The 25,232-nt window shown below is 57.6% G+C and carries 21 protein-coding genes and 1 pseudogene; all 22 read left to right on the top strand.

Translation table 11 applies throughout. The features are described from left to right. Nucleotides 1-59: 59 nt before the first annotated feature. The 22 genes and pseudogenes from AC1DRJ_RS02465 to AC1DRJ_RS02360 all read left to right on the top strand — a co-directional run bounded on the left by AC1DRJ_RS02465 (nt 60) and on the right by AC1DRJ_RS02360 (nt 25,094). Complete coding sequence (locus AC1DRJ_RS02465) at nt 60-1,613, top strand: sigma-54-dependent transcriptional regulator (RefSeq protein WP_477800661.1); 1,554 nt, start codon at nt 60-62, stop codon at nt 1,611-1,613. 164 nt (nt 1,614-1,777) lie between these two features. Next, complete coding sequence (locus tag AC1DRJ_RS02460; RefSeq protein WP_477800658.1) at nt 1,778-1,945, top strand: periplasmic nitrate reductase, NapE protein; 168 nt, start codon at nt 1,778-1,780, stop codon at nt 1,943-1,945. Between the two features lie 39 nt (nt 1,946-1,984). After that, nucleotides 1,985-2,251, top strand: coding sequence for a chaperone NapD (locus AC1DRJ_RS02455; protein ID WP_477800657.1), 267 nt, complete (start codon nt 1,985-1,987; stop codon nt 2,249-2,251). Beyond that, nucleotides 2,242-4,746: a nitrate reductase catalytic subunit NapA gene (gene napA, locus AC1DRJ_RS02450; protein ID WP_477800656.1), complete on the top strand. Its 2,505-nt coding sequence runs from the start codon at nt 2,242-2,244 to the stop codon at nt 4,744-4,746. Before AC1DRJ_RS02455 ends, napA begins: the two co-directional genes overlap by 10 nt. A gap of 11 nt (nt 4,747-4,757) precedes the next feature. After that, nucleotides 4,758-5,249 (top strand): nitrate reductase cytochrome c-type subunit, encoded by a 492-nt coding sequence (locus AC1DRJ_RS02445; protein WP_477800655.1) that lies wholly within the window; start codon nt 4,758-4,760, stop codon nt 5,247-5,249. Nucleotides 5,250-5,258: 9 nt separating this feature from the next. Beyond that, nucleotides 5,259-5,855 carry a cytochrome c3 family protein gene (locus AC1DRJ_RS02440; protein ID WP_007943094.1) on the top strand — a complete coding sequence of 199 codons (597 nt, stop codon included), beginning with the start codon at nt 5,259-5,261 and terminating at the stop codon, nt 5,853-5,855. A 213-nt stretch (nt 5,856-6,068) separates the two neighbouring features. Continuing rightward, nucleotides 6,069-6,809 carry a flagellar basal body rod protein FlgF gene (locus tag AC1DRJ_RS02435; RefSeq protein WP_477800654.1) on the top strand — a complete coding sequence of 247 codons (741 nt, stop codon included), beginning with the start codon at nt 6,069-6,071 and terminating at the stop codon, nt 6,807-6,809. Nucleotides 6,810-6,854: 45 nt separating this feature from the next. After that, nucleotides 6,855-7,640 carry a flagellar basal-body rod protein FlgG gene (gene flgG, locus AC1DRJ_RS02430; RefSeq protein ID WP_477800653.1) on the top strand — a complete coding sequence of 262 codons (786 nt, stop codon included), beginning with the start codon at nt 6,855-6,857 and terminating at the stop codon, nt 7,638-7,640. Between the two features lie 52 nt (nt 7,641-7,692). Further along, nucleotides 7,693-8,388 carry a flagellar basal body L-ring protein FlgH gene (flgH, locus tag AC1DRJ_RS02425; protein WP_477800652.1) on the top strand — a complete coding sequence of 232 codons (696 nt, stop codon included), beginning with the start codon at nt 7,693-7,695 and terminating at the stop codon, nt 8,386-8,388. 27 nt (nt 8,389-8,415) lie between these two features. Further along, the gene (locus tag AC1DRJ_RS02420; protein ID WP_477800660.1) at nt 8,416-9,504 is read left to right on the top strand and encodes a flagellar basal body P-ring protein FlgI; all 1,089 of its coding nucleotides are present in this window, start codon (nt 8,416-8,418) and stop codon (nt 9,502-9,504) included. Between the two features lie 11 nt (nt 9,505-9,515). Further along, nucleotides 9,516-10,808: a flagellar assembly peptidoglycan hydrolase FlgJ gene (gene flgJ / locus AC1DRJ_RS02415; RefSeq protein WP_477800651.1), complete on the top strand. Its 1,293-nt coding sequence runs from the start codon at nt 9,516-9,518 to the stop codon at nt 10,806-10,808. 10 nt (nt 10,809-10,818) lie between these two features. Further along, entirely contained in the window at nt 10,819-12,843 is a 2,025-nt protein-coding gene (gene flgK / locus AC1DRJ_RS02410; protein ID WP_477800650.1) for a flagellar hook-associated protein FlgK, read from the top strand. 14 nt (nt 12,844-12,857) lie between these two features. Further along, nucleotides 12,858-14,447: a flagellar hook-associated protein 3 gene (locus AC1DRJ_RS02405; protein WP_477800649.1), complete on the top strand. Its 1,590-nt coding sequence runs from the start codon at nt 12,858-12,860 to the stop codon at nt 14,445-14,447. A 341-nt stretch (nt 14,448-14,788) separates the two neighbouring features. Next, the gene (locus AC1DRJ_RS02400) at nt 14,789-15,715 is read left to right on the top strand and encodes a ketoacyl-ACP synthase III (RefSeq protein ID WP_477800648.1); all 927 of its coding nucleotides are present in this window, start codon (nt 14,789-14,791) and stop codon (nt 15,713-15,715) included. A gap of 243 nt (nt 15,716-15,958) precedes the next feature. Continuing rightward, entirely contained in the window at nt 15,959-18,016 is a 2,058-nt protein-coding gene (locus AC1DRJ_RS02395; RefSeq protein WP_477800647.1) for a flagellin N-terminal helical domain-containing protein, read from the top strand. A 75-nt stretch (nt 18,017-18,091) separates the two neighbouring features. Further along, a pseudogene (locus tag AC1DRJ_RS02390) lies at nt 18,092-18,430 on the top strand (flagellar protein FlaG); the annotation flags it as partial. Between the two features lie 85 nt (nt 18,431-18,515). Beyond that, nucleotides 18,516-19,871 (top strand): flagellar filament capping protein FliD, encoded by a 1,356-nt coding sequence (gene fliD / locus AC1DRJ_RS02385; protein WP_477800646.1) that lies wholly within the window; start codon nt 18,516-18,518, stop codon nt 19,869-19,871. A gap of 140 nt (nt 19,872-20,011) precedes the next feature. After that, complete coding sequence (gene fliS / locus AC1DRJ_RS02380) at nt 20,012-20,410, top strand: flagellar export chaperone FliS (protein ID WP_477800645.1); 399 nt, start codon at nt 20,012-20,014, stop codon at nt 20,408-20,410. Between the two features lie 15 nt (nt 20,411-20,425). After that, nucleotides 20,426-20,722: a flagellar protein FliT gene (gene fliT, locus AC1DRJ_RS02375; RefSeq protein WP_477800644.1), complete on the top strand. Its 297-nt coding sequence runs from the start codon at nt 20,426-20,428 to the stop codon at nt 20,720-20,722. A gap of 171 nt (nt 20,723-20,893) precedes the next feature. Next, nucleotides 20,894-22,369: a sigma-54 dependent transcriptional regulator gene (locus AC1DRJ_RS02370; RefSeq protein WP_477800643.1), complete on the top strand. Its 1,476-nt coding sequence runs from the start codon at nt 20,894-20,896 to the stop codon at nt 22,367-22,369. Between the two features lie 110 nt (nt 22,370-22,479). After that, nucleotides 22,480-23,703, top strand: a complete 1,224-nt coding sequence (locus AC1DRJ_RS02365) for a sensor histidine kinase (protein WP_477800642.1) — start codon at nt 22,480-22,482, stop codon at nt 23,701-23,703. A 5-nt stretch (nt 23,704-23,708) separates the two neighbouring features. Next, the gene (locus tag AC1DRJ_RS02360; RefSeq protein WP_477800641.1) at nt 23,709-25,094 is read left to right on the top strand and encodes a sigma-54-dependent transcriptional regulator; all 1,386 of its coding nucleotides are present in this window, start codon (nt 23,709-23,711) and stop codon (nt 25,092-25,094) included. The last annotated feature ends 138 nt before the right edge of the window (nt 25,095-25,232 follow it).

Raw genomic sequence — 25,232 nt, 5'->3', positions numbered from 1 at the left:
GCTCCTACAGTGAGTGCACACAGGCATTGACCTCATTTATCGTTTTTCGGGCCATTTATATGCGTATCAAAGTCCACTGCCAGAACCGCATCGGTATCCTGCGCGACATTCTCAACTTGCTGGTGGAATACGGGATCAACGTCGCCCGTGGCGAGGTCGGCGGTGAGCATGGCAATGCGATCTACCTGCATTGCCCGAACCTGATCAACATTCAGTTCCAGGCCCTGCGACCGAAGTTCGAATCGATTGCCGGGGTATTTGGCGTCAAGCGTGTAGGGCTGATGCCCAGCGAGCGTCGGCACATGGAGCTCAATGCCTTGCTCGGCGCCTTGGAGTTTCCGGTGTTGTCGATCGACATGGGCGGCTCCATCGTCGCGGCAAATCGGGCGGCGGCGCAGTTGCTCGGGGTACGGGTGGATGAGGTGCCGGGGATTCCGCTGTCGCGTTACGCCGAGGATTTCGATTTGCCGGAACTGGTGCGGGCCAACAAGTCGCGCATCAACGGGCTGCGGGTCAAGGTCAAGGGCGACGTGTTTCTGGCCGACATCGCGCCGCTGCAATCGGAGCATGACGACAGCGAAGCCATGGCCGGTGCGGTACTGACGCTGCACCGCGCCGACCGGGTGGGTGAGCGCATCTACAACGTGCGCAAGCAGGAGCTGCGCGGGTTCGACAGCATTTTCCAAAGCTCGAAAGTGATGGCTGCGGTGGTGCGCGAAGCCCGGCGCATGGCGCCGCTGGATGCTCCGCTTTTGATCGAAGGCGAAACCGGCACCGGTAAAGAGTTGCTGGCGCGCGCCTGTCACTTGGCCAGCCCGCGCGGGCAATCTCCATTGATGGCACTCAACTGCGCTGGCTTGCCGGAGTCGATGGCTGAGACCGAGTTGTTCGGCTACGGCCCCGGCGCCTTCGAAGGTGCGCGCGCTGAAGGTAAGTTGGGGCTGCTGGAGCTGACGGCGGGCGGTACGCTGTTTCTCGATGGCGTGGGGGAAATGAGCCCGCGCTTGCAGGTGAAATTGCTGCGCTTTCTGCAGGACGGTTGCTTCCGTCGTGTAGGCAGCGATGAAGAGGTTTATCTGGATGTGCGGGTGATCTGCGCGACCCAGGTGGACTTGTCCGAACTATGCGCGCGTGGCGAGTTTCGCCAGGATTTGTATCACCGGTTGAACGTACTTTCGCTGCACATTCCGCCACTGCGTGAATGCCTCGATGGTTTGACGCCGTTGGTGGAGCACTTCCTCGATCAAGCCAGTCGGCAGATCGGTTGCCCGTTGCCGAAACTGGCGCCGGCGGCGATGGAACGGCTCAGTCATTACAACTGGCCGGGCAATGTCCGGCAATTGGAAAACGTGTTGTTCCAGGCGGTTTCATTGTGTGAGGGCGGGACGGTCAAGGCCGAACATATTCGTCTGCCGGAATACGGTGTGCGTCAGCCGCTTGGCGATTTTTCGCTGGAGGGCGGGCTCGACGAAATCGTCGGGCGTTTCGAGAAAGCAGTGTTGGAGCGGTTGTATTCCGAGCATTCCAGCAGTCGGTTGCTGGGTAAGCGCTTGGGGGTCTCTCACACCACTATTGCCAACAAGTTGCGTGACTATGAAATTGGCAAAACTTGAGCGTTAACTGATCTGATAAACAAGAATGGTAAGTTATTGTTAATCATTCTCCGGCGCTTCGAAATGTTAATTGAAGCGCTACCACCCCGCCGTTGATCTGAATCATGGATTTCGCCAAGCAAGTCATCTAGGCTGAAGCTCAAAGTTTGGCAGGAGCGATAACCATGCCATCAGCGGATGACACTACCCAGCAAGCGCGCAAAGAAACCCGTCTGTTCTTTTTCCTGATTGTCGTTCTCTTCCCACTGCTGTCGGTGTCGATAGTGGGTGGTTACGGTTTCTTTGTCTGGTTTCTGCAAATGCTGCTCGGCCCTCCTGGTTCACCTCATTGATCGTTGTCCATCTTTAGCAAAAGACGGGGAGTACGGGTCATGGAAAAGACGCTGCATATTGCCAGCCTGGTGGTGCTTGCCCACCCTGAATTGTTCGAGGCAGTGAAAGCCAACTTGCGCTTGCTCGAAGGCGTTGAACTGCACCAGGAAAGTTCCGCCGGCAAGCTGGTGGTAGTGCTGGAGATGGAGGAAGAAAGTGAGATTTCCCAACGCATCAGTGAGATCAACGGCTTGCCGGGCGTGCTCAATGCCGCCCTCGTTTATCACGAGATTCTCGATGTGACGGGAGAAAGCACATGCCTATGACTCGACGCGAGTTTGTCAAAGCCCAGGCTGCCGGGATCGCCGCAGCGGCGGCGGGGCTCCCGGTGTTTACATCCGCCAGCAACCTGATCACCGAAGAAGACCGGGTGGCCCTGGACTGGAATAAAGCACCTTGTCGATTTTGCGGTACCGGGTGCAGCGTCATGGTAGCGACCAAGGACAATCGGGTGGTCGCCACTCATGGTGATGTGAAAGCCGAGGTCAATCGCGGGCTGAACTGCGTCAAAGGCTACTTCTTGTCGAAGATTATGTACGGCGTTGATCGCCTGACCCAACCGCTATTGCGCATGACCAATGGGCAGTATGACAAGCAAGGCGAGTTTCAACCGGTGTCCTGGGATCAGGCGTTTGATGTCATGGAGTTGAAGTTCAAGGAAGCGATAAAAAACAAAGGGTCCGAGTCCATCGCCATGTTCGGATCAGGTCAGTGGACCGTCTGGGAAGGGTACGCGGCCAACAAGTTGATGAAGGCTGGATTTCGCTCCAATAACATTGACCCCAATGCGCGTCATTGCATGGCCTCGGCGGTCATGGGCTTTATGCGCACGTTCGGTATGGATGAGCCGATGGGGTGTTATGACGATATAGAAGTCACCGATGCGTTCGTGCTGTGGGGTTCAAACATGGCGGAGATGCACCCGATACTTTGGAGTCGGGTGGCGGATCGCCGATTGAGTCAGCCCAACGTCAAGGTCGCCGTACTGTCGACGTTCGAGCATCGCAGTTTTGAGTTGGCCGACATTCCCATGGTGTTCAAGCCACAGACAGACCTGTTCATCCTTAACTACATTGCCAACCACATCATTGAAAGCGGCTCGGTCAACAAAGACTTTGTCAGCAAACACACCAAGTTTGCCAAAGGTACGGATGACATCGGCTACGGCCTGCGTTCCGATAACCCGCTGGAGATGAAGGCCCAAAATGCGGCCAAGGCGAACACCTGGAGTGACATCGACTTTGAGCAATTCGCGGCATTCGTAAAACCTTACACCCTTGAGCGCACCGCCAAGGAAACCGGCGTGCCGGCCGAGCGTCTCAAGGCCTTGGCTGAGCTGTATGCCGACCCGAAGCGCAAGGTGGTTTCCTTCTGGACCATGGGCTTTAACCAGCACACGCGGGGCGTCTGGGCGAATAACCTGATTTACAACATCCACCTGCTGACCGGAAAAATCAGCGAGCCGGGCAACAGTCCTTTTTCCCTGACGGGCCAGCCCTCGGCCTGCGGCACGGCGCGCGAAGTGGGAACGTTCTCCCATCGCTTGCCCGCTGATCTGGTGGTCACCAATCCCAAGCATCGCGCCACGGCGGAGAAAATCTGGAAATTGCCGCCGGGCACCATCAATGAAAAAGTCGGGTTCCATGCCGTGCAGCAGAGCCGGATGCTCAAGGACGGCGTGCTCAATGTGTATTGGACGATGGCCAGCAACAACATGCAGGCCGGCCCCAACATCATGCAGGAAGTGCTGCCGGGTTGGCGCAACCCCGAGAACTTCGTGATTGTCTCGGATGTGTATCCCACCGTCTCGGCCCAAGCGGCCGATCTGATTCTGCCCACCGCGATGTGGGTCGAGAAAGAGGGGGCTTACGGCAACGCGGAACGACGTACGCAGTTCTGGCACCAATTGGTTTCGGCACCGGGTGACGCCAAGTCGGATCTCTGGCAACTGGTCGAGTTTTCCAAGCGCTTTAAAACCGATGAGGTCTGGTCCGAGGAATTATTGTCTGCCTCACCGCAGTACAAGGGCAAAACCCTGTACGAGGTGTTGTTCAAGAACGGACAGGTCGATCAATTTCCGCTTGATCAGATGGCGGCAGGCTACAAAAACGACGAGGCCCGGGATTTTGGTTTTTACCTGCAAAAAGGACTGTTCGAAGAATATGCCCAATTTGGCCGTGGACACGGTCATGACCTCGCCCCGTTCGATCTCTATCACACCGAGCGTGGATTGCGATGGCCCGTGGTCGAGGGCAAGGAAACCCGCTGGCGTTTCCGCGAAGGCTATGACCCTTACGTGGAGAAGGGCAGCGGTGTGCAGTTCTACGGTTACCCCGACAAGAAGGCGATTATCTTCGCGCTGCCCTATGAGCCCCCGGCGGAATCCCCCGACGCGGAGTTCCCATTCTGGTTGAGCACCGGACGAGTGCTAGAACACTGGCACACCGGGTCGATGACTCAGCGTGTCGAGGAACTTCATAAGGCAGTCCCTGACGCGTTGGTCTACATGCACCCGGCCGATGCCCAAGCCTTGAATGCCCGTCGAGGCAGCGAAGTGAAACTGATCAGTCGACGCGGTGAGATGCGTGCGCGCATCGAAACCCGAGGGCGTAACAAACCACCACAAGGCTTGGTCTTTGTGCCGTTCTTCGATGCCAACAAGTTGATCAACAAGGTCACACTCGATGCGACGGATCCCATCTCCAAGCAGACTGATTATAAAAAATGTGCGATCAGGATTGAGTTGATCAAGACGGCATAAGGAGCGCTCAGATGAAGAGTCATTCGCTGTCTTTGCTTGCGGCTCTGTTGCTGTGGATGCCACTGGCATTCGCGGCGCAGCCCGATTACCCGCTCGATGCTCCAGCGCCGGATGGCCRGCGACCCGGAGGGACCTTGACCCAGGAGTTTCCGGCACCGCCGATGGCTGATGACGAGAACAAGGACCTCAAGCGCGAGCGCAATTATCCGGAACAGCCGCCCACCATCCCGCACAGTATTCGCGGGTATCAGATCGACAAGAACAGTAATAAATGCCTGTCCTGTCACAGTCGAGCCAATAGCGCACGTACTCAGGCGCCGATGATCAGCATCACCCACTACATGGACCGTGATGGTCAGGCGCTGGCCGCTATTTCGCCGCGTCGGTATTTCTGCACGCAGTGTCACGTGCCACAGAAAGACGTAAAGCCTCTGGTGGGCAACAACTTCAAGAACATTGACCAGGTGCTGCAAGACGAAATCAACGGCCAGCAGAAACCTTAAGGAGAGGCCATGAAATCCTTGCGTGCGCTGCTCAAAGACTATTGGGGCATTCTGCGTCGCCCCAGCGTGCATTACAGCCTGGGCTTTCTGACGCTCGGCGGGTTCATCGCCGGGGTGATTTTCTGGGGTGGTTTCAACACCGCGCTGGAGGCGACCAATACCGAGAAGTTCTGCATTTCCTGCCATGAAATGCGCGACAACGTGTTTGTCGAGTTGCAGGACACCATTCACTACACCAATCGCTCCGGCGTACGCGCCACTTGTCCGGACTGCCACGTTCCGCATGAGTGGACGCACAAGATTGCCCGCAAGATGCAGGCTTCCAAAGAGGTGTGGGGCAAGGTGTTCGGAACGATCGATACCCGTGAAAAGTTTCTCGGTATGCGGCGTGAACTGGCCGAACACGAATGGGGGCGGCTCAAGGCAAACGACTCCCGAGAGTGCCGCAATTGCCATAATTTTGAATTCATGGACTTTACCCGTCAGGGCAAACGCGCCGCCAATATGCACTCCACGGCACTGGCCAGCGGGCAGGCCACCTGTATCGACTGCCATAAGGGCATCGCCCACAAGTTGCCTGACATGAGCGGGGTCAAAGGCTGGTAGCCGATCCCGGCCCGGCCTTCCAGCGTGTTGCCGTCAAGCGGCATAACCGCGCCGGTTTTTCGACTTTGACACAATCCTTCATTCCTCTGCGATAACCCCCAAGTCCAGTGTTTAAAGGGCTTGAAACCTCTGCCCGCAAGTTGGTCTGCAAATTGCTTGACGCTCAACCGTACAGCGGTGGGCGGCAAACGTCCGGCATGCAGAGGAAAGAGCGTGGACAAGTACCTTTATGTGGCAATGACCGGCGCCAGCCAGAATGCACTGGCGCAGAAGGCTCATGCCAACAACCTGGCAAACATCTCCACCAACGGTTTTCAAAAGGACCTGGAACAGGCCCGTTCGATGCCGGTGTTTGGTGACAGCTTTCCGGCGCGTGCGTTTGCCATGACCGAGCGCCCGGCCACCGATTTCTCCCCTGGTTCGATGGTTGAAACCGGTCGCGACCTCGATGTCGCTGTGCAAGGCAACGGTTGGATCGCCGTGCAGACCCCCGATGGCACAGAAAGCTACGTACGCACTGGCAGCCTGAACGTGGACGCCCTGGGTGTGCTGCGTGCCGGCAACGGCATGCCGGTGATGGGCAACGGCGGACCCATCGCCGTGCCGCCGGAGCAGAAAATCGAAGTGGGTGAGGACGGCACCATCAGCATCCGTGCGATGGGCGAAGGCCCGCGCGTGATGGCTGAAGTCGACCGCATCAAGCTGGTCAACCCTGACCTGAGGAACATGACCAAAGGCCTCGACGGTTCGATCCACACCAAGGACGGCAAGCCGGCGCAAGCCGACTCCGGCGTCAAACTGGTGTCCGGGTTCCTGGAGTCGAGCAACGTCAACGCTGTGGAAGAAATGACCTCGGTGCTGGCGCTGGCCAAGCAGTTCGAACTGCACATCAAGATGATGAACACCGCCAAAGACGATGACCAGGCCATGGCTCGGGTCTTGCAGATCAGCTAATTACCAGAACGTCGCGCCGTAAAACAGGCGCACGAGGAGAATCGAATGCTTCCGGCTCTATGGGTTGCCAAAACAGGTCTGTCCGCCCAGGACACTAACCTGACCACCATTTCCAACAACCTGGCCAACGTGTCGACCACGGGTTTCAAACGTGACCGCGCCGAGTTCCAGGACTTGCTCTATCAGATCAAACGCCAGCCGGGCGCCCAGTCGACCCAGGACAGCGAACTGCCGACGGGTCTGCAAGTGGGTACCGGTGTGCGCATCGTCGGCACCCAGAAAAACTTCACCGCCGGCAGCCTGCAAACCACCGAGCAGCCGTTGGACATGGCCATCGACGGTCGCGGTTTCTTCCAGATTCTGCAGCCGGACGGCACCACGTCTTACACCCGTGACGGTACGTTCCACCTCGACTCCAACGGTCAGGTCGTCACCGCCAGTGGCTTCGCCCTGGAGCCGGCCATCGTTATTCCCAATGAAGCACAGAGCTTCACGGTCGGTCGTGACGGCACCGTGTCCATCACCGTTGCGGGTAACCCGGCCAGCCAGGTGATCGGCAATCTGCAAACCGCTGACTTCATCAACCCGGCCGGTCTGCAAGCCGTGGGCAACAACCTGTTCCTGGAAACCGCGGCCAGCGGTGCACCGCAAGTCGGTACACCGGGCCTGAACGGTTTCGGTACCACGCTGCAGGCCACCCTGGAAACGTCCAACGTCAGCACCGTTGAAGAGATGGTCAACATGATCACCACTCAGCGCGCTTACGAGATGAACTCCAAGGTGATCTCCACTGCCGACCAGATGCTCTCGTTCGTAACGCAGAATCTGTAATCAAGTCTATGTGGCGGCCATGAGGTCGCCTGCAACACCGTGAGGTAGGGTCATGAATCGCTTTGTATCTGTTCTGGCACTGAGTGGGGCTGTTGTGCTCGCGGGCTGCGTCCCCACGACGCCCAAGCCCAATGACCCTTATTACGCGCCGGTGTTGCCGCGCACGCCGTTGCCGGCGGCCGCGAACAATGGCTCGATTTACCAGGCCGGTTTTGAACAGAACCTGTACACCGACCGCAAGGCGTTCCGGGTGGGTGACATCATCACCATTACCCTGAACGAGAAGACCCAGGCCAGCAAAAACGCCAACTCGCAAATTGGCAAGAACAGCAAGGCCAGCATCGGCCTGACCTCGTTGTTCGGCACCACCCCAAGCACCAACAATCCGTTTGGCAGTGGCGACCTGAGCCTGGACGCCGCCTATGAAGGCGACCGCGCGACCAAGGGCGACAGCAAGGCAGCCCAGGGCAACACCCTCGTCGGCTCGATCACGGTCACCGTCGCGGATGTATTGCCCAACGGCATCATCGCGGTACGTGGCGAGAAATGGATGACCCTCAACACCGGCGATGAGCTGGTGCGGATTGCCGGGCTGGTGCGCTCCGATGACATATCGACCGACAACACTGTTTCGTCGACCCGTGTTGCCGATGCACGCATCACCTACTCGGGCACCGGTTCGTTTGCCGATGCGAGTCAGCCAGGCTGGTTCGACCGTTTCTTCCTCAGCCCGCTGTTTCCTTTCTAGGTGGCTACGTTGAATTTCAAACACCTGATGGTGGGCGCCTTGATGCTGTCCGCCGCGTTTAACGCGCAGGCTGAGCGGCTGAAGGATATCGCCAGTATTTCCGGCGTGCGCACCAACCAATTGATCGGCTACGGTCTGGTGGTCGGGCTTAATGGCACGGGTGACCAGACGACGCAGACGCCTTTCACTCTGCAGACCTTCAACAACATGCTCTCGCAGTTCGGCATCAAGGTGCCGCCGAACTCGGGCAACGTGCAGCTGAAGAACGTTGCCGCGGTATCGATCAGTGCGGAACTGCCAGCGTTTGCCAAGCCGGGCCAGCAGGTCGATATCACCGTCTCTTCCATCGGTAACTCCAAGAGCTTGCGCGGCGGCACCTTGTTGCTGACGCCGCTCAAAGGTATCGACGGCAACGTCTACGCCATCGCTCAGGGCAACCTGGTGGTGGGCGGTTTTGATGCGGAAGGGCGTGACGGTTCGAAGATCACCGTCAACGTTCCGTCGGCAGGTCGTATCCCCGGTGGTGCGTCGGTCGAGCGTTCAGTGCCGAGTGGTTTCAACCAGGGCAATAGCCTGACGCTGAACCTCAACCGGTCAGACTTCACCACCGCCAAGCGCATCGTCGACAAGATCAACAACCTGCTGGGCCCAGGCGTTGCCCAGGCCATCGATGGTGGTTCGATTCGCGTCAGCGCCCCCCTTGATCCAAGCCAGCGCGTCGACTACCTGTCGATCCTGGAAAACCTTGAAGTCGATCCGGGTCAGGCGGTGGCGAAAGTCATCATAAATTCGCGCACCGGCACCATCGTGATTGGCCAGAACGTCAAGGTTTCGCCAGCCGCAGTGACTCACGGCAGCCTGACCGTGACGATTACCGAAGACCCGATTGTCAGCCAGCCTGGCGCTTTTTCCAACGGTCAGACGGCCGTGGTGCCGCGCTCGCGGGTAAACGCGGAGCAGGAAGCCAAGCCTATGTTCAAGTTCGGCCCGGGCACCACCCTCGACGAAATCGTCCGTGCGGTGAACCAGGTCGGCGCGGCGCCGGGTGACTTGATGGCGATCCTCGAAGCGTTGAAACAGGCTGGCGCATTGCAAGCCGACCTGATCGTGATCTAAGGGCGACCGTCATGGATATGCGCAAGAGCGGTCTGGTCAGCAGCAGCGACTCCGGTTCCTATTCGGACTTGAATCGCTTGAACCAGCTCAAGGTGGGCGACAAGGACAGCGACGGCAACATGCGCAAGGTGGCGCAGGAGTTCGAATCGCTGTTCCTTGGAGAGATGCTCAAGTCCATGCGTTCGGCCACTGAAGCGCTGGGCCAGGACAACCCGCTCAACACCCCGGCAGCCAAGCAATACCAGGAAATGTACGACCAGCAGTTGGCCGTTTCCATGTCCCGCGAAGGCGGTGGTATTGGTCTGGCGGACGTGCTGATGCGCCAGATGTCGAAGAACAAACCGCTGGCGCCCGGTGAAGCGGCGGCCCTGTCTGCCGCCAAGCAGGAAGCGGCGAAAGCGGCAGTGTCGACGCCGATCGCGGCAGGCACTGTGGCCACCGAGGGGCCGCTGTCGCGGCTCAATGGCCAGCGTCCGTTATGGGCATCGCGTTCGGTGAAAGCGCCGACAGGCGAGGGCACGCATCACAATGACATGGCGCTGATCAACCAGCGCCGTCTGGCCTTGCCGCCGAAACTGGCGGATCGCTTGCTCGCCGGTCTGGTGCCTTCGGCCAAGACCGCCGCGACCGCCAGCAAACCCCTGTTGCCCGAGCGAAGCACCACGACGCCGGCGGTAGCGACCGGTGCCGGTCCGCTGTTCAACGGCGATTGGCTGGCCACACAAACCGACACCAAATCCAGCGGACGTCTGCAGATCTACGGCCGTGCGATGGCGCAGATTCCTTTGGCACCGCCGAAGAAAGCCTTCGGTTCCGCCGACGAATTTGTCAACACCATGCTGCCGATGGCCAAGGAAGCGGCCGAGCGCATTGGCGTCGATCCGCGTTACCTGGTGGCTCAGGCCGCCCTGGAAACCGGTTGKGGTAAATCGGTCATGCGCGCCCAGGATGGCAGCAGTAGCCACAACCTGTTCGGCATCAAGGCCGGCAGCAGTTGGCAGGGTGATTCAGCGCGGGCAATCACCAGTGAGTTCAGGAATGGCGAGATGGTCAAGGAGACGGCCGAGTTCCGTTCCTATGACTCGTACAAAGACAGCTTCCATGACCTGGTGACTTTGCTGCAAACCAATAATCGCTATCAAGATGTCGTGAAGTCTGCCGATAACCCAGAACAGTTTGTACGCGAGTTGCAGAAGGCCGGTTATGCAACCGACCCGGATTACGCAAGCAAGATCTCGCAGATAGCCAAGCAGATGACGAGTTACCAAAACTACGCTGCGGCGGGCGCTCCAACGAATTTATAAGGTTTGAACCATGAGTTTGCTCAACATCGGAATGTCCGGGCTTAACGCCAGTCAGGTGTCGTTGGCGACTGTCGGCAACAACATTGCCAACGCCAACACGGCCGGCTACTCACGACAGCAAACCATTCAGGGTAGCAATGCGTCGCACCTGAGTGGCGGTGTATTTATCGGCAGCGGTACGACCTTGGCCGATGTGCGTCGGGTCTATAACGCTTATCTCGATAATCAATTGCAAACCAGCACATCGCTCAATAGCGATGCCAATGCCTACCTTGAGCAGGTCAATCCGCTCGACAAGCTCTTTTCCGACAAGACCACGGGAATCAGCGCGGTGTTGAGCAGCTTCTTCGCTGCGGTTCAAACGTCCGCAGGCACTCCGAGTGACACCGCTTCCCGGCAGTTGCTGCTGACYAACGCGCAAACCTTGAGCAACCGATTCAACGCCCTCTCGTCGCAGATGCAACAGCAGAGCGAAGGGATCAACAGTCAGTTGACGACGCTGACCGACAAGGTCAATCAGCTGACGTCGTCGATCGCATCGTTGAACCAGCAGATTTCCCAGGCCAGCAGTTCAACGGGCAGCGGTCCGAGCAACCTGCTTGATGCTCGAAACGAAGCCGTTCGTACGCTCAACGAGTTGGTCGGGGTGACGGTCCAGGACCAGAATGGCAGTTACAACGTCTCCCTGGGCAGCGGTCAGTCGTTGGTAATGGGCAACACGTCGAATACGCTTTCCACTGTCCGAACGGGGATCGACAAGAGCCAGTTGAGTATCGTGGTCAACTCGTCGTCTGGCGCCATTGACGCAACCTCGGTCATAAGTGGCGGCAAGATCGGAGGCCTGCTGCGTTATCGCGAAGACGTGCTGGTGCCGGCAATGAATGACCTGGGCCGCACCGCCCTGGTGGTGGCTGACAAGATCAATAGCCAGTTGGGCCAGGGACTCGACGCCAATGGCGAATTTGGTGCTTCACTGTTCTCCAATATCAACAGCGCCACTGCGATCAGCCAGCGCAGCCTGGCGTCGTCGAACAACAGTGCCGGTTCGGGCAATCTTGACGTCACCATCACCAACTCCAGTGCACTGACCACCTTCGATTACGCGGTGACGTTTACTGCGGCGGACAAGTACACCGTCAAGCGTTCCGACGGCAAGGACATGGGCTCTTTCGGCCTGACCCCGGCGGCAGAAATCGATGGCTTCAAGCTGGATCTCAATGGTGGCGGTCTGCAGGCGGGTGACTCCTTCAAAGTGATCCCGACCCGTGGGGCCGCGAGTGCCATCACCACTCAGATGACCGACTCGAACAAGCTTGCCTTTGCCGGGCCACTGGTTGCCAACAGCAGTACGAGCAATGGTGGAACCGGTACGTTGACCGCTCCGGCGCTGTCCATTCCGATGGATATCTATGGCGGTGCCGACCTGGCCGACCGGCAAGCGGGCATCAAGAACTCCATGCCGGTGACACTCGCCTTCAAAGAGGCGGTGGGTGGCAGCCAAGCCTATGAAGTGTTCGACTCCAAAGGGCAGAGCATCGGCACGGGCACCATCGTGCCAGGCCAGAGCAATGACCTGACGATCAACGTTCCGATGCTTGACGCGTCCGGCGCACCGATCGCCGGCAAATCGTTTTCGTTCAACACGACGGTCAGCGGCTCGCCTTCGAAGAATGACAAATACGAAGTCGCGTTCAACGTCGATGGCAAGAAAGACAACCGCAACGCCAACGAACTGTTGGGTTTGCAGACCAAGGCAACCGTGGGCGTGACCGGTGGCAACGCCGGCATGAGCATGACCACCGCCTACAGTCGTCTGGTCGAACAGGTGGGCGCTAAAGCCAGCCAGGCCTTGGGCGACAGCTCCGCCACCGGGGCGATTCTGTCTCGCGCCAAATCGGAGGTCGCCTCGGTTTCCCAGGTCAACCTGGACGATGAGGCCGCCGACCTGGTCAAGTTCCAGCAGTACTACACCGCGTCGTCGCAGATCATCAAGGCCGCGCAAGAAACGTTCAGCACGCTGATCAACAGTCTTTAAGGGAGTCTTCGACGATGCGAATTTCTACAGCCCAGTACTTTGAGACAAGTGCGGCCAAGTACCAGAACAACTTCTCCTCGATTGTGAAGACTCAGGAGCAGATCACTTCCGGCGTGCGGATTCAGAGTGCCGGTGATGATCCTGTTGGTGCTGCGCAGTTGCTGATGTTGCAGCAGCAGAAGGACATGTTGGGGCAGTACAGTGCCAATATGGGCAGTATGAAAAATACGCTGGCCAATGAAGAAAGCGTGTTGGATAGCGTTAATACCGCGCTGCAGCGTGCTCGCGAGTTGGCGCTTCAGGCGGGTAATGGTGGTTACAGTGATGCTGATCGAAAATCCATCGCCAGCGAAATCGGCGAGATTGAACAGCAGGTATTAGGGTTGCTGAACAGCAAGGACTCGGCAGGCAACTACTTGTTCGCCGGTTCGAAAACCTCGACGCCCCCCTATGTGCGTAACAATGACGGCACCTACAGCTATCAGGGTGACGATACCCAGTTGAGTCTGCAGGTATCGGACACCTTGTCCATCGCCACCAACGACACTGGTAAAAGTGTCCTTGAATCGGCGGTCAACTCGGGGCGGACTCAGGCGATCCTCGATCCGTCGAAACCCAATGACGGGACTGTCTCGGTATCTGCCGGAATATTGGCTTCGGGAGCGGCTTACACCAAAAACTTTGCCACGGGTGAACCCTACGAGCTGAAGTTCGTAGACAGTACTCACTTCACTCTCGCGGACAAGGATGGTAACGACATCACCGCCGAGGTGTCGGGTAACGGTACTTTCGACTCAAGTAAAGAGGGTGGTTCGACCATCAGTCTGCGGGGGGTGGACTTCGATATCGCCTTGCGACTCAAGGCGCCCGTTGATCCCGTGACCAACCTGGCGATGACCCCTGACGAAGAGGTCAAGGACCATATTTTCTCACTGGGTACCAAGCCTGACAGCTTCAATACCTCACGGACGCCGAGCAATGGATCGACCGCTCAGATCACCGGCTCCGGTGTCACTGACCAGGCCGCTTATGTCAGCGGGTTCCCCAATAGTGGCGTGGTCATCAAATTTACCGACGCCACCAGTTACAAGGTGTATGCCCAGCCGATGGGTTCAGACAGCAAGTCGATTGCTGATGGCTCGTACGCGGGTGGTTCGATCACCGTGGCGGGAGTGACACTTGATTTCACCGGTGCGCCCGGGCCAGACGATCAGTTCGTGGTGGGTGCCAGCAGCCACCAGACGCAAAGTGCTCTGGATACCCTGAGTCAGCTGCGCCAAGTGTTGGAAACTCCGTCCGATGGCAATGATCTGGCACAAATCAAACTAAAAGATGCGGTGAATGCGGCGATCGGCAACCTGTCCAATGCCAGTGAGCGGGTGGACAACGTTCGTGGAGGGATAGGTGCGCGATTGAACGCCATCGACATCCAGAGCGCCGAGAACGTCAGCATGGGCTTGGTGAACACCAGTACGCAGTCCGCAATCGGCGATACCGATGTCGCAACGGCCTCGATCGACCTGGCGTTCCAGCAATCGCTGCTACAAGCCTCGCAATTGGCTTTCGTGAAAATTGCCCAGTTGAGCCTGTTCAACAAGCTCTGATCCCCTGAGTGCCGGTATCTACGATATCGGCACTGTCTGGTTTGTCCGTTACGTCAGATTTTCTCTCCGTCGACTTTTTTGTCTGCCAATGTGCGCTGGATCGCTTGTTTGTGGCTGGACGTTTAATGCAAGCCACTCATAATGCGTGACTTGAGAGTCATAAAGCGCATCTTCACTGTATTGTGTAAAAAAGGATGGGCAGGGGGTCGACCCTTGCCGGGCGTGTTTTCAGGGTTCTGGAGCGTCTGCGCCGTATTTTTTCGCTCGGTGAAATCCAGTATTGTCATACCTCTCGGTCTTGCGAGCGGTGATCTCCAGCTATTGAGTATTGGGAAGCCACAATGATTGGCATAAAAAGCATTGCCAGCTACGTGCCAGCGAGCGGGCTGGATAACTATGTTCAGGGCGCGAAGTTCGAGAAGGATGAAGAGTTCATCCTCGGGAAAATCGGTTCGGCGTTCCTGCCGCGCAAGGATGCGGCCCAGGAAACCTCCGACCTGTGTGTCGAGGCGGTCAATGCGTTGTTCGCCAACAACCCTGAGCTCAAACGCGAATCCATCGATGCGCTGATTGTTGTGACCCAGAACGGCGATGAAGAAGGGCTGCCCCACACGTCGGCCATCGTTCAGGACAAGCTGGGTCTGCCGACGACTGTTGCGGCCTTCGACATTTCCCTGGGCTGTTCCGGTTATGTATACGGCATCTATGCCCTGAAGGGCTTCATGGAAGCAGCCGGGCTGAAAAACGGCCTGTTGGTGACCGCCGACCCTTACTCGAAAATCGTCGACCCCGAAGACCGCAACACCACCATGTTGTTTGGCGACGCTGCCACCGCGACCTGGATGAGCGAAGACGCCGTCTGGAAGCTGGATAAAGCCAAGTTTGGCACCGATGGTTCCGGCGCTCCCCATCTGAAGGTGACGGATGGTGTGTTCTTCATGAACGGCCGGCAGGTATTCAACTTTGCCCTGCTCAAAGTGCCGGCGCATCTGCATCAGTTGCTCGAGGAGTCCGATCTCACATCCCGGGACATCGATGCCTTCTGCATTCACCAGGGCAGTGCGGCCATCGTCGACGCCGTGGCGCGGCGTTTCGAAGACGAGCCGGAGAAGTTCGTCAAGGACATGGTCGAGACCGGCAACACCGTGTCTTCGAGCATTCCGCTGCTGCTGGAAAAGCACATGTTCGACTCAACCTGGAGACGGGTCGCGATCAGTGGTTTCGGCGTAGGTTTGTCTTGGGGTTCGGCGATTATCCATCGCCGCTGATCCGCCAGTTTTAATAACGCCTAAAAAACGCCCATGGCCGAAAGGTCATGGGCGTTTTGCGTTTTGCGGGTGGGGATTCAACGCCTTGAAATCCGAGGGGTGGCACGGTGCTAGTAAAAAAAATCAAAAAAAGCCCTCAAGCAACCTGCGTTCACGACGATAACTATTACGAAGGTTCTCTAGGCCACACCCGGCGGTTGCCAGGGCCGGAAGCCGCAGCACCCAACCCACGAGGAATTCGTCATGTCGTTAACCGTTAATACCAACATTACCTCTCTTTCGGTTCAGAAAAACCTGAACAAGGCTTCCGATGCCCTGGGCACCACAATGGGTCGCCTGTCTTCCGGCCTGAAAATCAACAGCGCCAAAGACGACGCCGCCGGCCTGCAGATCTCCAACCGTCTGACCACTCAGATCAAGGGCTTGAGCGTTGCGGTCAAGAACGCCAACGACGGTATCTCCATCGCGCAAACCGCTGAAGGCGCCATGGCGACCTCCGGTAACATCATGCAGCGTATGCGTGAACTGGCCCTGCAATCGGCCAACGGTTCGAACAGCGATGACGACCGTACCTCCATGCAGCAGGAATTCACCGCGCTGTCCGGCGAACTGACCCGTATCGCCAATACCACCACCTTCGGTGGTCGTAACCTGCTGGATGGCTCCTTCTCCGGCGGTAGCTTCCAAGTGGGCGCGAACTCGAACGAAAGCATTTCGTTTGGCATGAAAGACGTTAGCTCCACTGCTATGAAGGGCAGCTATAACGAAGCTAGCGCTGTTGGCGGCCTAGCTACCCTGCAGGCGAGCGTGACCGGTGCGGCCGGCAAGTTCGGTACCAACAACGCAGGCAGCACTTCTGCAACGGCAGTGGGTGTCGCAGCTGCGGGCGTATTCAACGCGCCAACCATTGGTGCCGCTGCAGGTAACCTGGTTCTCAACGTTGGTACCTCCACTACTACAATCGTTGCAGCGGCAGCTGACAAGCTGTCTGATGTTGTCACCAAGATCAACATTGAAACCGCGAAAACTGGCGTTACCGCCAGCATCGACAGCGCCACTGGTGCGCTGAAGCTGGATGGTACTCAAGCCTTCACCGTTGACGCAGCTACTGATGACCTCTTGAGCGCCAAACTGGGTCTCGCAGAAGCTGGTGGTGCGCAGTTGTCCAAGACCGGTGCAGCGACCGCGAACCTGCGCGATGGCACCCTGTCTACCGCTGGTAACTTGACCCTCGGTTCGACAAACATCGCCCTGACTACGACTGACACCCTGTCTTCCGTCATTGACAAGGTTAACGCTCAGAGCGGTACCACTGGCGTCAGCGCATCGGTTGATAACGCTACCGGTCAGCTGAAACTGAACTCCGCTGCTGGTTTCGCCATCTCTGGTACTGCCGGTACGCTTACCGGTCTGGGGCTGACAGCAGGCACCGTTGCCATCGCTCCTCAGACCACTGGTCTGGCTGCCGCGGCCAAGATCGATATCAACGGCACTATTTTCAACTTCGCCCAAGGCGATGACCTGGACGCTGTTGTCAAAAATATCAACAACAACGGTGCAGGTGCTACTGGCGAAGGTACTGCTCTGACTGGCGTTACTGCCAAGAATGACAACGGTCGTCTGGTGCTGACCTCTGCCGACAGCAAAAACATCAAGCTGGACAATGGCGCCGGTACAACCGGCGCTGGCGCACTGGCTGCACTGGGTCTGAATGCCGGTACAACTAAAGCCGGCCTGCAAGCTGACACTTCGGTGACCCTGAACGGCGTCGAAGTCAAATTCAAGAAAGGCGACGATATGGACAGCATCGCTGCCAGCATCAATGCCGCCAGCACCGGTGTGTCTGCCAGCAAAGTGACTACTAACGGCAGCAGTGGCCTGTCCCTGTTCGCCGATCAAGACATCACCATTGCCGATGGCAGCAGCGGTAGTGGCTTACTTGCATTGGGTCTGAAGGCTGGCACCACTTCTGCTGTGCAGATGGAAAGCACCGTCGCCAACTTGAATATTCTGGATGGCGCTAGCGCTCAACAAGCCATCCAGGTACTGGACGGTGCAATGCAAGATCTCGACTCCCAGCGCTCGCAACTGGGTGCCGTACAAAACCGTTTCGACAGCACCGTAGCCAACCTGCAGTCCATCTCGGAAAACTCCACCGCAGCCCGTAGCCGTGTACAGGATGCTGACTTCGCCGCTGAAACCGCTGAGCTGAGCAAGCAACAAACCCTGCAACAGGCGTCCACCGCGATCCTGTCCCAGGCCAACCAACTGTCGTCCTCGGTACTGAAACTGCTTCAGTAATTCCGGCGTCAGCTGAATGACGGAATGGCGTGGCGACATGCCCTTCCGTTTTTTTGATTATGGGAGGTCGTCAGCATGGACATGAGTGTCAAACTGAACCTGTCTTACCCCGCCGTTGCCATTCAGGGTAAACCTGCCGGCAACACCCCGGAAGTTCCCGCTGTCCGGCCAGTTGACAAGGTCTCGGAGCCTCAGCGGGCTGAGCTGGAAAAAGCGGTCAAGGATATTCAGGAATTTGTAACCTCCACACAGCGTCAACTGAATTTTACGATCGATGATTCGACCGGTCTGGTCGTGGTCAAGGTCATTGCCACGGACAGTGGCGAAGTGGTCCGGCAGCTTCCCTCGGAAGCGGCCTTGAAGTTGGCCCAGAGTTTGAGCGATGCCAGCAACCTGCTGTTTGATGGCAAGGCTYGAAGCTGGCACGAGTTTTGTTGCTGTTGGCACTTGGCGCCTGATTCGTCAAGAAAGTGGCAGCCACCGATAAAGGAGAAAAGCGATGGCGAGTTCAACGGTCAGTGGTATTGGTTCCGGTGTTGATACGCAGTCGATCGTCAAGGCCTTGATCAACGCGGAAAAGGCCCCGAAACAGACGCAGATCACTACCCAGCAGTCGACTACAACGACCCAGATTTCAGCCGTCGGCATGATCAAAAATGCGCTGGATACCTACCGTTCTGCCATTGCCAAATTAAACATGGCATCGGCCTTCAATGGTTTGTCCGGTACTTCTTCTGATGAAAAGGTCATCAAGACCACTGTGGACGCCACCGCTTCCGCCGGCAAATATGCCCTGGACGTGACGCAACTGGCGACGTCCTCCAAAGTGACGTCGGATGTTTTTGTTGGTGGCGCCTCTTCGAGCGTCAACACCAGTTCTGAAACGCAAACGCTGAAAATTACTCAGTCACTCACTGAATACAACGTCAGCATTGCAGCAGGAGCGACGCTGCAACAGTCGCGAGATGCCATCAATGCCCAGCTCAACTCCAAGGGTATCAGCGCCAACATTCTGACCGACGCCAAGGGTTCGCGTCTGGTGATCAGTTCTCAGACCACTGGCGCAGGCACTGACATTACTCTGGGAGGCGACTCGGCCCTGGCAACAAATTCTACGCCGGGTCCTGCGGCGCAGAACGCCAAATACACTATTGATGGTTTTGCGCTGGAATCGACCAGTAATACCGTTACGTCGGCGGTCAGTGGCGTCAATATGGAACTGCTCACCGTGGGCAAATCGACGCTCACTGTGGGGACCAATTCCGACACTTTGAAGACTTCGGTGCAGTCGTTTGTCAGCGCCTATAACGCCCTGATGACGGCAATTAACACCCAGACCAAGGTGAGTTCGAGCGGAGATGCCAGTACCACTAAAGGGGCTGCGCTGACGGGGGATGCCTCCATGCGGGCGCTGGTGACATCGGTGCGTAACGAGCTGGTTAGAAGTTCAGGCTCCGGCAGTGTGACCATGCTCTCGCAGATGGGCATCAATACCATACAAACCACCGGTTTGCTCGAGCTTGACAGTGCCAAGTGGGACAAGGCTGTTGCCAAAAACCCCGCAGATATCGCCAAGGTCTTCACGGGTGATAATGGCCTGATCAAGCGTATGACCAAGGCCACTGATGCCTATGCGGGAACGGCGGGGATCCTGGCCTCGCGAGCCACCAGTCTGAACGCAAAATTGACCGACTTGACCGATCAGCAGGAAGCGCTCGATCGGCGTATCGAATCGCTCACTACCACGCTTTCTGCCAAGTACAACGCAATGGATACCTTGGTTGCCCAACTCAACGCCACCAGCTCCAGCGTAATGACCACGCTTAATGCCATGAACAATAGAAAAGATGATTAATATTCAGGGCGTGGTCTGTTCTGAACGTGCTCCGGGTCGTCGTGATGGGGTATTGGGGTTCTAAAGTTTTTTGTGACGGGGTCGACATAACAGATAGGCGTCGATACCCACTACTATTTGAGCGAGAACGAGGTAGAAACATGAACCCAATGAAAGCCCTTCGTCAGTATCAGAAGGTCAACTCCCATGCGCAGATATCCGAGGCGAGCCCTCATCGTCTGGTGCAAATGCTGATGGAAGGCGGTCTTGACCGCATGGCCCAGGCCAGAGGTGCTCTGGATCGTGGTGACATTGCGCAAAAGGGCCTGATGATCGGCAAGGCCGTCGATATCATTGGTGGGTTGCGCGAAGGTATAGATCCAGAGAAGGCCAAGGAAGATGAATCCCTTCAACGCCTCGATAGCCTCTACGCCTATATGGTTCAAAGCCTGACAACTGCCAATGTGCGCAATGATCCGAAAATCATCGACGAAGTGATGGGGTTGTTGGTTACGGTCAAAAGCGGCTGGGATGCGATTGCCGATCAACAAGCCGGATAGCTTGAGGAGAGCGCCATGAGTCAAGCACTGCAGCGGATCGAAGAAACCCGTGAAGCCTTGGTCGACGCCTTGGCGGCGCGCAACTGGGACGCCATTGGCGTACTGGATGTGGCCTGTCGTGAGTGCGTTGACGAGGTGCTAAGCGAGGCGCCTGTCGACGAAGAAGCGTTGCGGACTAATCTGGAAGGGTTGCTAGCCGTCTATAAGGAGTTACTGAACGCGACGATGGGCGAGCGTCAGGCGATAGTCAACGAAATGGCTCAGATCAATCATGCGAAGAGCGCCGCAAAGGTTTACCATCTGTTCGGTTAATAATCCTCAGTTAATCCAACGATAGTGCGCCATAAATTTGACTGTGCACGGTTTTTTGACTTAACTATGGCTGGTTCCAGATTTCAGTCGTCTTCAGGCATTTCAGGCCTGCAAGCGTTTAGCTTGCCCCAGCATTTTGGGCATTGGGTTGACTAGGGAAGTTGCTATTGCATGTGGCGTGAAACCAAAATTCTGCTGATTGATGACGATAGCGTCCGCCGCCGCGATTTGGCGGTGATTTTAAATTTTCTCGGTGAGGAAAATTTACCCTGTGGTAGCCATGACTGGCAGCAGGCTGTCGGCTCTTTGTCTTCAAGTCGTGAAGTGATCTGTGTCCTCATCGGGACRGTCAATGCTCCTGGCGCACTTATGGGCTTGCTAAAGACACTCGCAACCTGGGATGAGTTCCTTCCGGTTTTGTTAATGGGCGATAATTCTTCCGTTGACTTGCCTGAAGACCAGCGTCGTCGTGTGCTGTCGACCCTCGAAATGCCTCCCAGCTACAGCAAACTGCTCGACTCCCTGCACCGTGCCCAGGTCTATCGCGAGATGTATGACCAGGCCCGTGAGCGCGGTCGTCACCGTGAGCCCAATCTGTTCCGCAGCCTTGTCGGCACCAGCCGGGCGATTCAACACGTCCGTCAGATGATGCAGCAAGTGGCCGATACAGACGCCAGCGTACTGATCCTTGGCGAGTCCGGCACCGGCAAGGAAGTGGTTGCGCGCAACCTRCACTATCACTCCAGGCGTCGCGACGCGCCGTTCGTTCCGGTCAACTGCGGGGCGATCCCGGCCGAGTTGCTGGAAAGCGAATTGTTCGGTCACGAGAAGGGCGCCTTCACCGGGGCGATCACCAGCCGTGCCGGGCGTTTCGAGCTGGCCAACGGCGGTACCCTGTTTCTTGATGAAATCGGCGACATGCCGCTGCCGATGCAGGTCAAGTTGCTGCGTGTCCTGCAGGAACGTACTTTCGAGCGCGTGGGCAGTAACAAGACTCAAAGCGTCGACGTGCGCATCATAGCGGCGACCCACAAGAATCTCGAAAGCATGATCGAGGTCGGCACGTTCCGCGAAGACTTGTACTACCGCCTGAACGTATTCCCGATCGAGATGGCACCCCTGCGCGAACGTGTCGAAGACATCCCGTTGCTGATGAATGAGTTGATCTCGCGCATGGAGCACGAGAAGCGCGGTTCGATCCGTTTCAACTCCGCCGCGATCATGTCGCTGTGCCGTCACGGATGGCCGGGCAACGTTCGGGAACTCGCCAACCTGGTGGAGCGCATGGCGATCATGCACCCCTATGGTGTAATCGGTGTCGTCGAGTTGCCGAAGAAATTCCGCTACGTCGATGACGAAGATGAGCAGTTGGCCGACAGCCTGCGCAGTGATCTTGAAGAGCGGGTGGCCATCAATGGGCACGCCCAGGACTTCACCACCACTGCCATGCTGCCCCCGGAGGGCCTGGACCTGAAGGACTACCTCGGTGGTCTGGAGCAGGGCCTGATTCAGCAAGCGCTGGATGATGCCAATGGCATTGTGGCGCGCGCTGCTGAACGCCTGCGTATTCGACGCACCACGCTGGTGGAGAAGATGCGCAAGTACGGCATGAGCCGTCGCGACGGTGATGAACAGGCAGATGATTGACGCCTGTTTTTCAAGTTCTTCATTTTTGGGCAGTTTTTTTTAGGCACGGGTATTGCTAAGTCTCTCGCAACGTTCCGTTTAACTGACGGTCAGCCAAGCGAGAGAACACAATGCCCCAAGCCGCCCAGTTGTCTCCTGTCCCTGACGCTTCGGGACAGCCGTCGTCCGTAGAGCAGGCAAGCCGGCTTGGTCTTGAGCAGGCGTTTGCGCTGTTCAGTCAGATGTCGAGCCAATTGACCGATTCCTACAGTCTGCTTGAAGCCCGGGTGAGCGAGCTCAAGGGTGAGTTGGCGGTGGTCAGCGCTCAACGCATGCAAGAGCTGGCGGAAAAAGAACGCCTGGCTAATCGTCTGCAAAATCTCCTCGATCTATTACCTGGCGGCGTCATCGTTATCGATGCCCAAGGCATTGTGCGCGAAGCCAACCCGGCGGCGTGCGAGTTGCTCGGTCTGCCGCTCGAAGGTGAGCTCTGGCGCCAGGTCATCGCCCGTTGCTTCGCGCCTCGCAAAGACGACGGTCACGAAGTCTCACTCAAGGACAGTCGGCGTCTGTCGATTGCCACTCGTTCGCTGGACGCTGAACCGGGGCAGTTGGTGCTGCTGACCGACCTGACTGAAACTCGTCACTTGCAAGATCAGCTGGCCCGTCATGAACGCTTGTCTTCCCTGGGTCGTATGGTCGCCTCGCTGGCTCATCAGATTCGTACGCCGTTGTCGGCTGCTTTGCTTTATGCCAGTCACTTGACTGAGCAAGAGCTGCCAGTCGCCACGCAGCRGCGTTTTGCCGGTCGCCTGAAAGAGCGTTTGCATGAGTTGGAACATCAGGTTCGCGACATGCTGGTGTTCGCTCGCGGCGAGCTGCCGCTGACCGACCGCATCACGCCGAAACAGCTGATGCAGTCGCTGCAAGCGGCCGCACTGACGCATGTTCAAGACCTACCAATGCGTTGGCAGTGCGACAGTCACGCTGGCGAGTTGCTGTGTAATCGCGACACGCTGGTCGGGGCGATCCTGAATCTGATCGAGAATGCGATTCAGGCGAGTGCCGGTAATGTCCGCTTGAAGGTTCACTTTTACACCCGTGATAACACCYTGCGCGTGTGCGTCAGCGACAGCGGCAGTGGCATCGATCGTCACGTGCTGGCGCGTCTGGGTGAGCCGTTTTTCACCACCAAAACCACCGGGACCGGCTTGGGTCTGACCGTAGTCAAGGCAGTGGCGCGTGCGCATCAGGGCGAATTGCAGCTGCGCTCGCGACCGGGTCGCGGCACGTGTGCGCAAGTGGTTCTGCCGCTTTTTTCGAGTGAAAAGCCCAGTACCCAGGGAGCGGAATGAACGGCATGGGAATCAAGGTTTTACTGGTCGAGGATGACCGCGCGCTACGCGAAGCATTGGCCGATACGCTGATGTTGGCGGGCCACGACTTCAAGGCGGTCGGTTCGGCAGAGGATGCGTTGGCGGTGGTGGCCGTCGAGGCGTTCAGTCTGGTGATCAGTGACGTCAATATGCCTGGCATGGACGGGCACCAATTGCTCGGATTATTGCGGGCGCGTCAGCCGCAATTGCCGGTGTTGCTGATGACGGCCCATGGTGCAGTCGAGCGGGCGGTTGATGCGATGCGCCAGGGTGCGGCGGATTATCTGGTCAAGCCGTTCGAACCCAAGGCTTTGCTTGATTTGGTGGCGCGTCACGCGTTGGGCAGTCTCGGCACGGTCGAGGGCGAAGGGCCGATCGCGTTCGAACCGGCCAGCGCGCAATTGCTGGAGTTGGCCGCCAGAGTGGCACGCAGTGATTCCACGGTATTGATCTCGGGCGAGTCCGGTACCGGCAAAGAAGTATTGGCGCGCTACATTCACCAGCATTCCCATCGCGCCAGTCAGCCGTTTATTGCAATCAACTGCGCAGCGATCCCCGACAACATGCTTGAAGCCACGTTGTTCGGTCACGAAAAGGGTTCGTTCACCGGCGCCATTTCAGCGCAGGCCGGCAAGTTCGAACAAGCCAACGGCGGCACGATTCTGCTCGACGAAATCTCCGAAATGCCCCTCGGTCTCCAGGCCAAGTTGCTGCGCGTTTTGCAGGAGCGTGAAGTCGAGCGGGTGGGCGCACGTAAAACGATCACGCTGGACATTCGGGTCGTGGCCACCACCAACCGCGATCTGGCTGGCGAAGTGTCAGCGGGGCGTTTTCGTGAAGACCTTTACTATCGACTGTCGGTGTTTCCGCTGGCCTGGCGTCCGCTGCGCGAGCGCACGGCCGACATCCTGCCGCTGGCCGAGCGGTTGTTGGCCAAGCACGTCAATAAAATGAAGCATGCAGCGGCGCGACTGTCTCCCGAGGCGCGGGCGTGCCTGATCGGTTACCCATGGCCGGGCAATGTGCGTGAACTGGACAATGCGATCCAGCGCGCTTTGATCCTGCAGCAAGGTGGCTTGATCCAACCGCAGGATTTCTGTCTGTCCGGACCGGTGGCGTGTGCGCCGTTGCCGACATTGGTAGCCGCGCCGGTACGCGCCGTCGAAGTTGACGCTGAATCGGCTGGCGCTCTGGGCGATGACCTGCGGCGTCGCGAATTCCAGATGATCATCGATACCTTGCGTGCCGAGCGCGGCCGTCGCAAGGAAACTGCCGAGCGACTGGGCATAAGCCCGCGCACCTTGCGCTACAAGCTGGCGCAAATGCGCGACGCCGGAATGGACGTGGAAGCCTATCTATTCTCCACCTGATCCCTGTAGCAGCTGGCGAAGCCTGCGTCCGGCTGCACAGCAGTCGTAAAATCCATCAATGCGGTATTTCAGAAAAACCGAGTACTCAGGTTTTACGTCTGCTGCGCAGCCGGACGCAGGCTTCGCCAGCTGCTACAT

It is taken from the genome of Pseudomonas sp. P5_B2, assembly GCF_056400445.1.
Note: the sequence above shows the minus strand (reverse complement) of the source record. Positions and strands in the feature narration are given on the sequence as shown.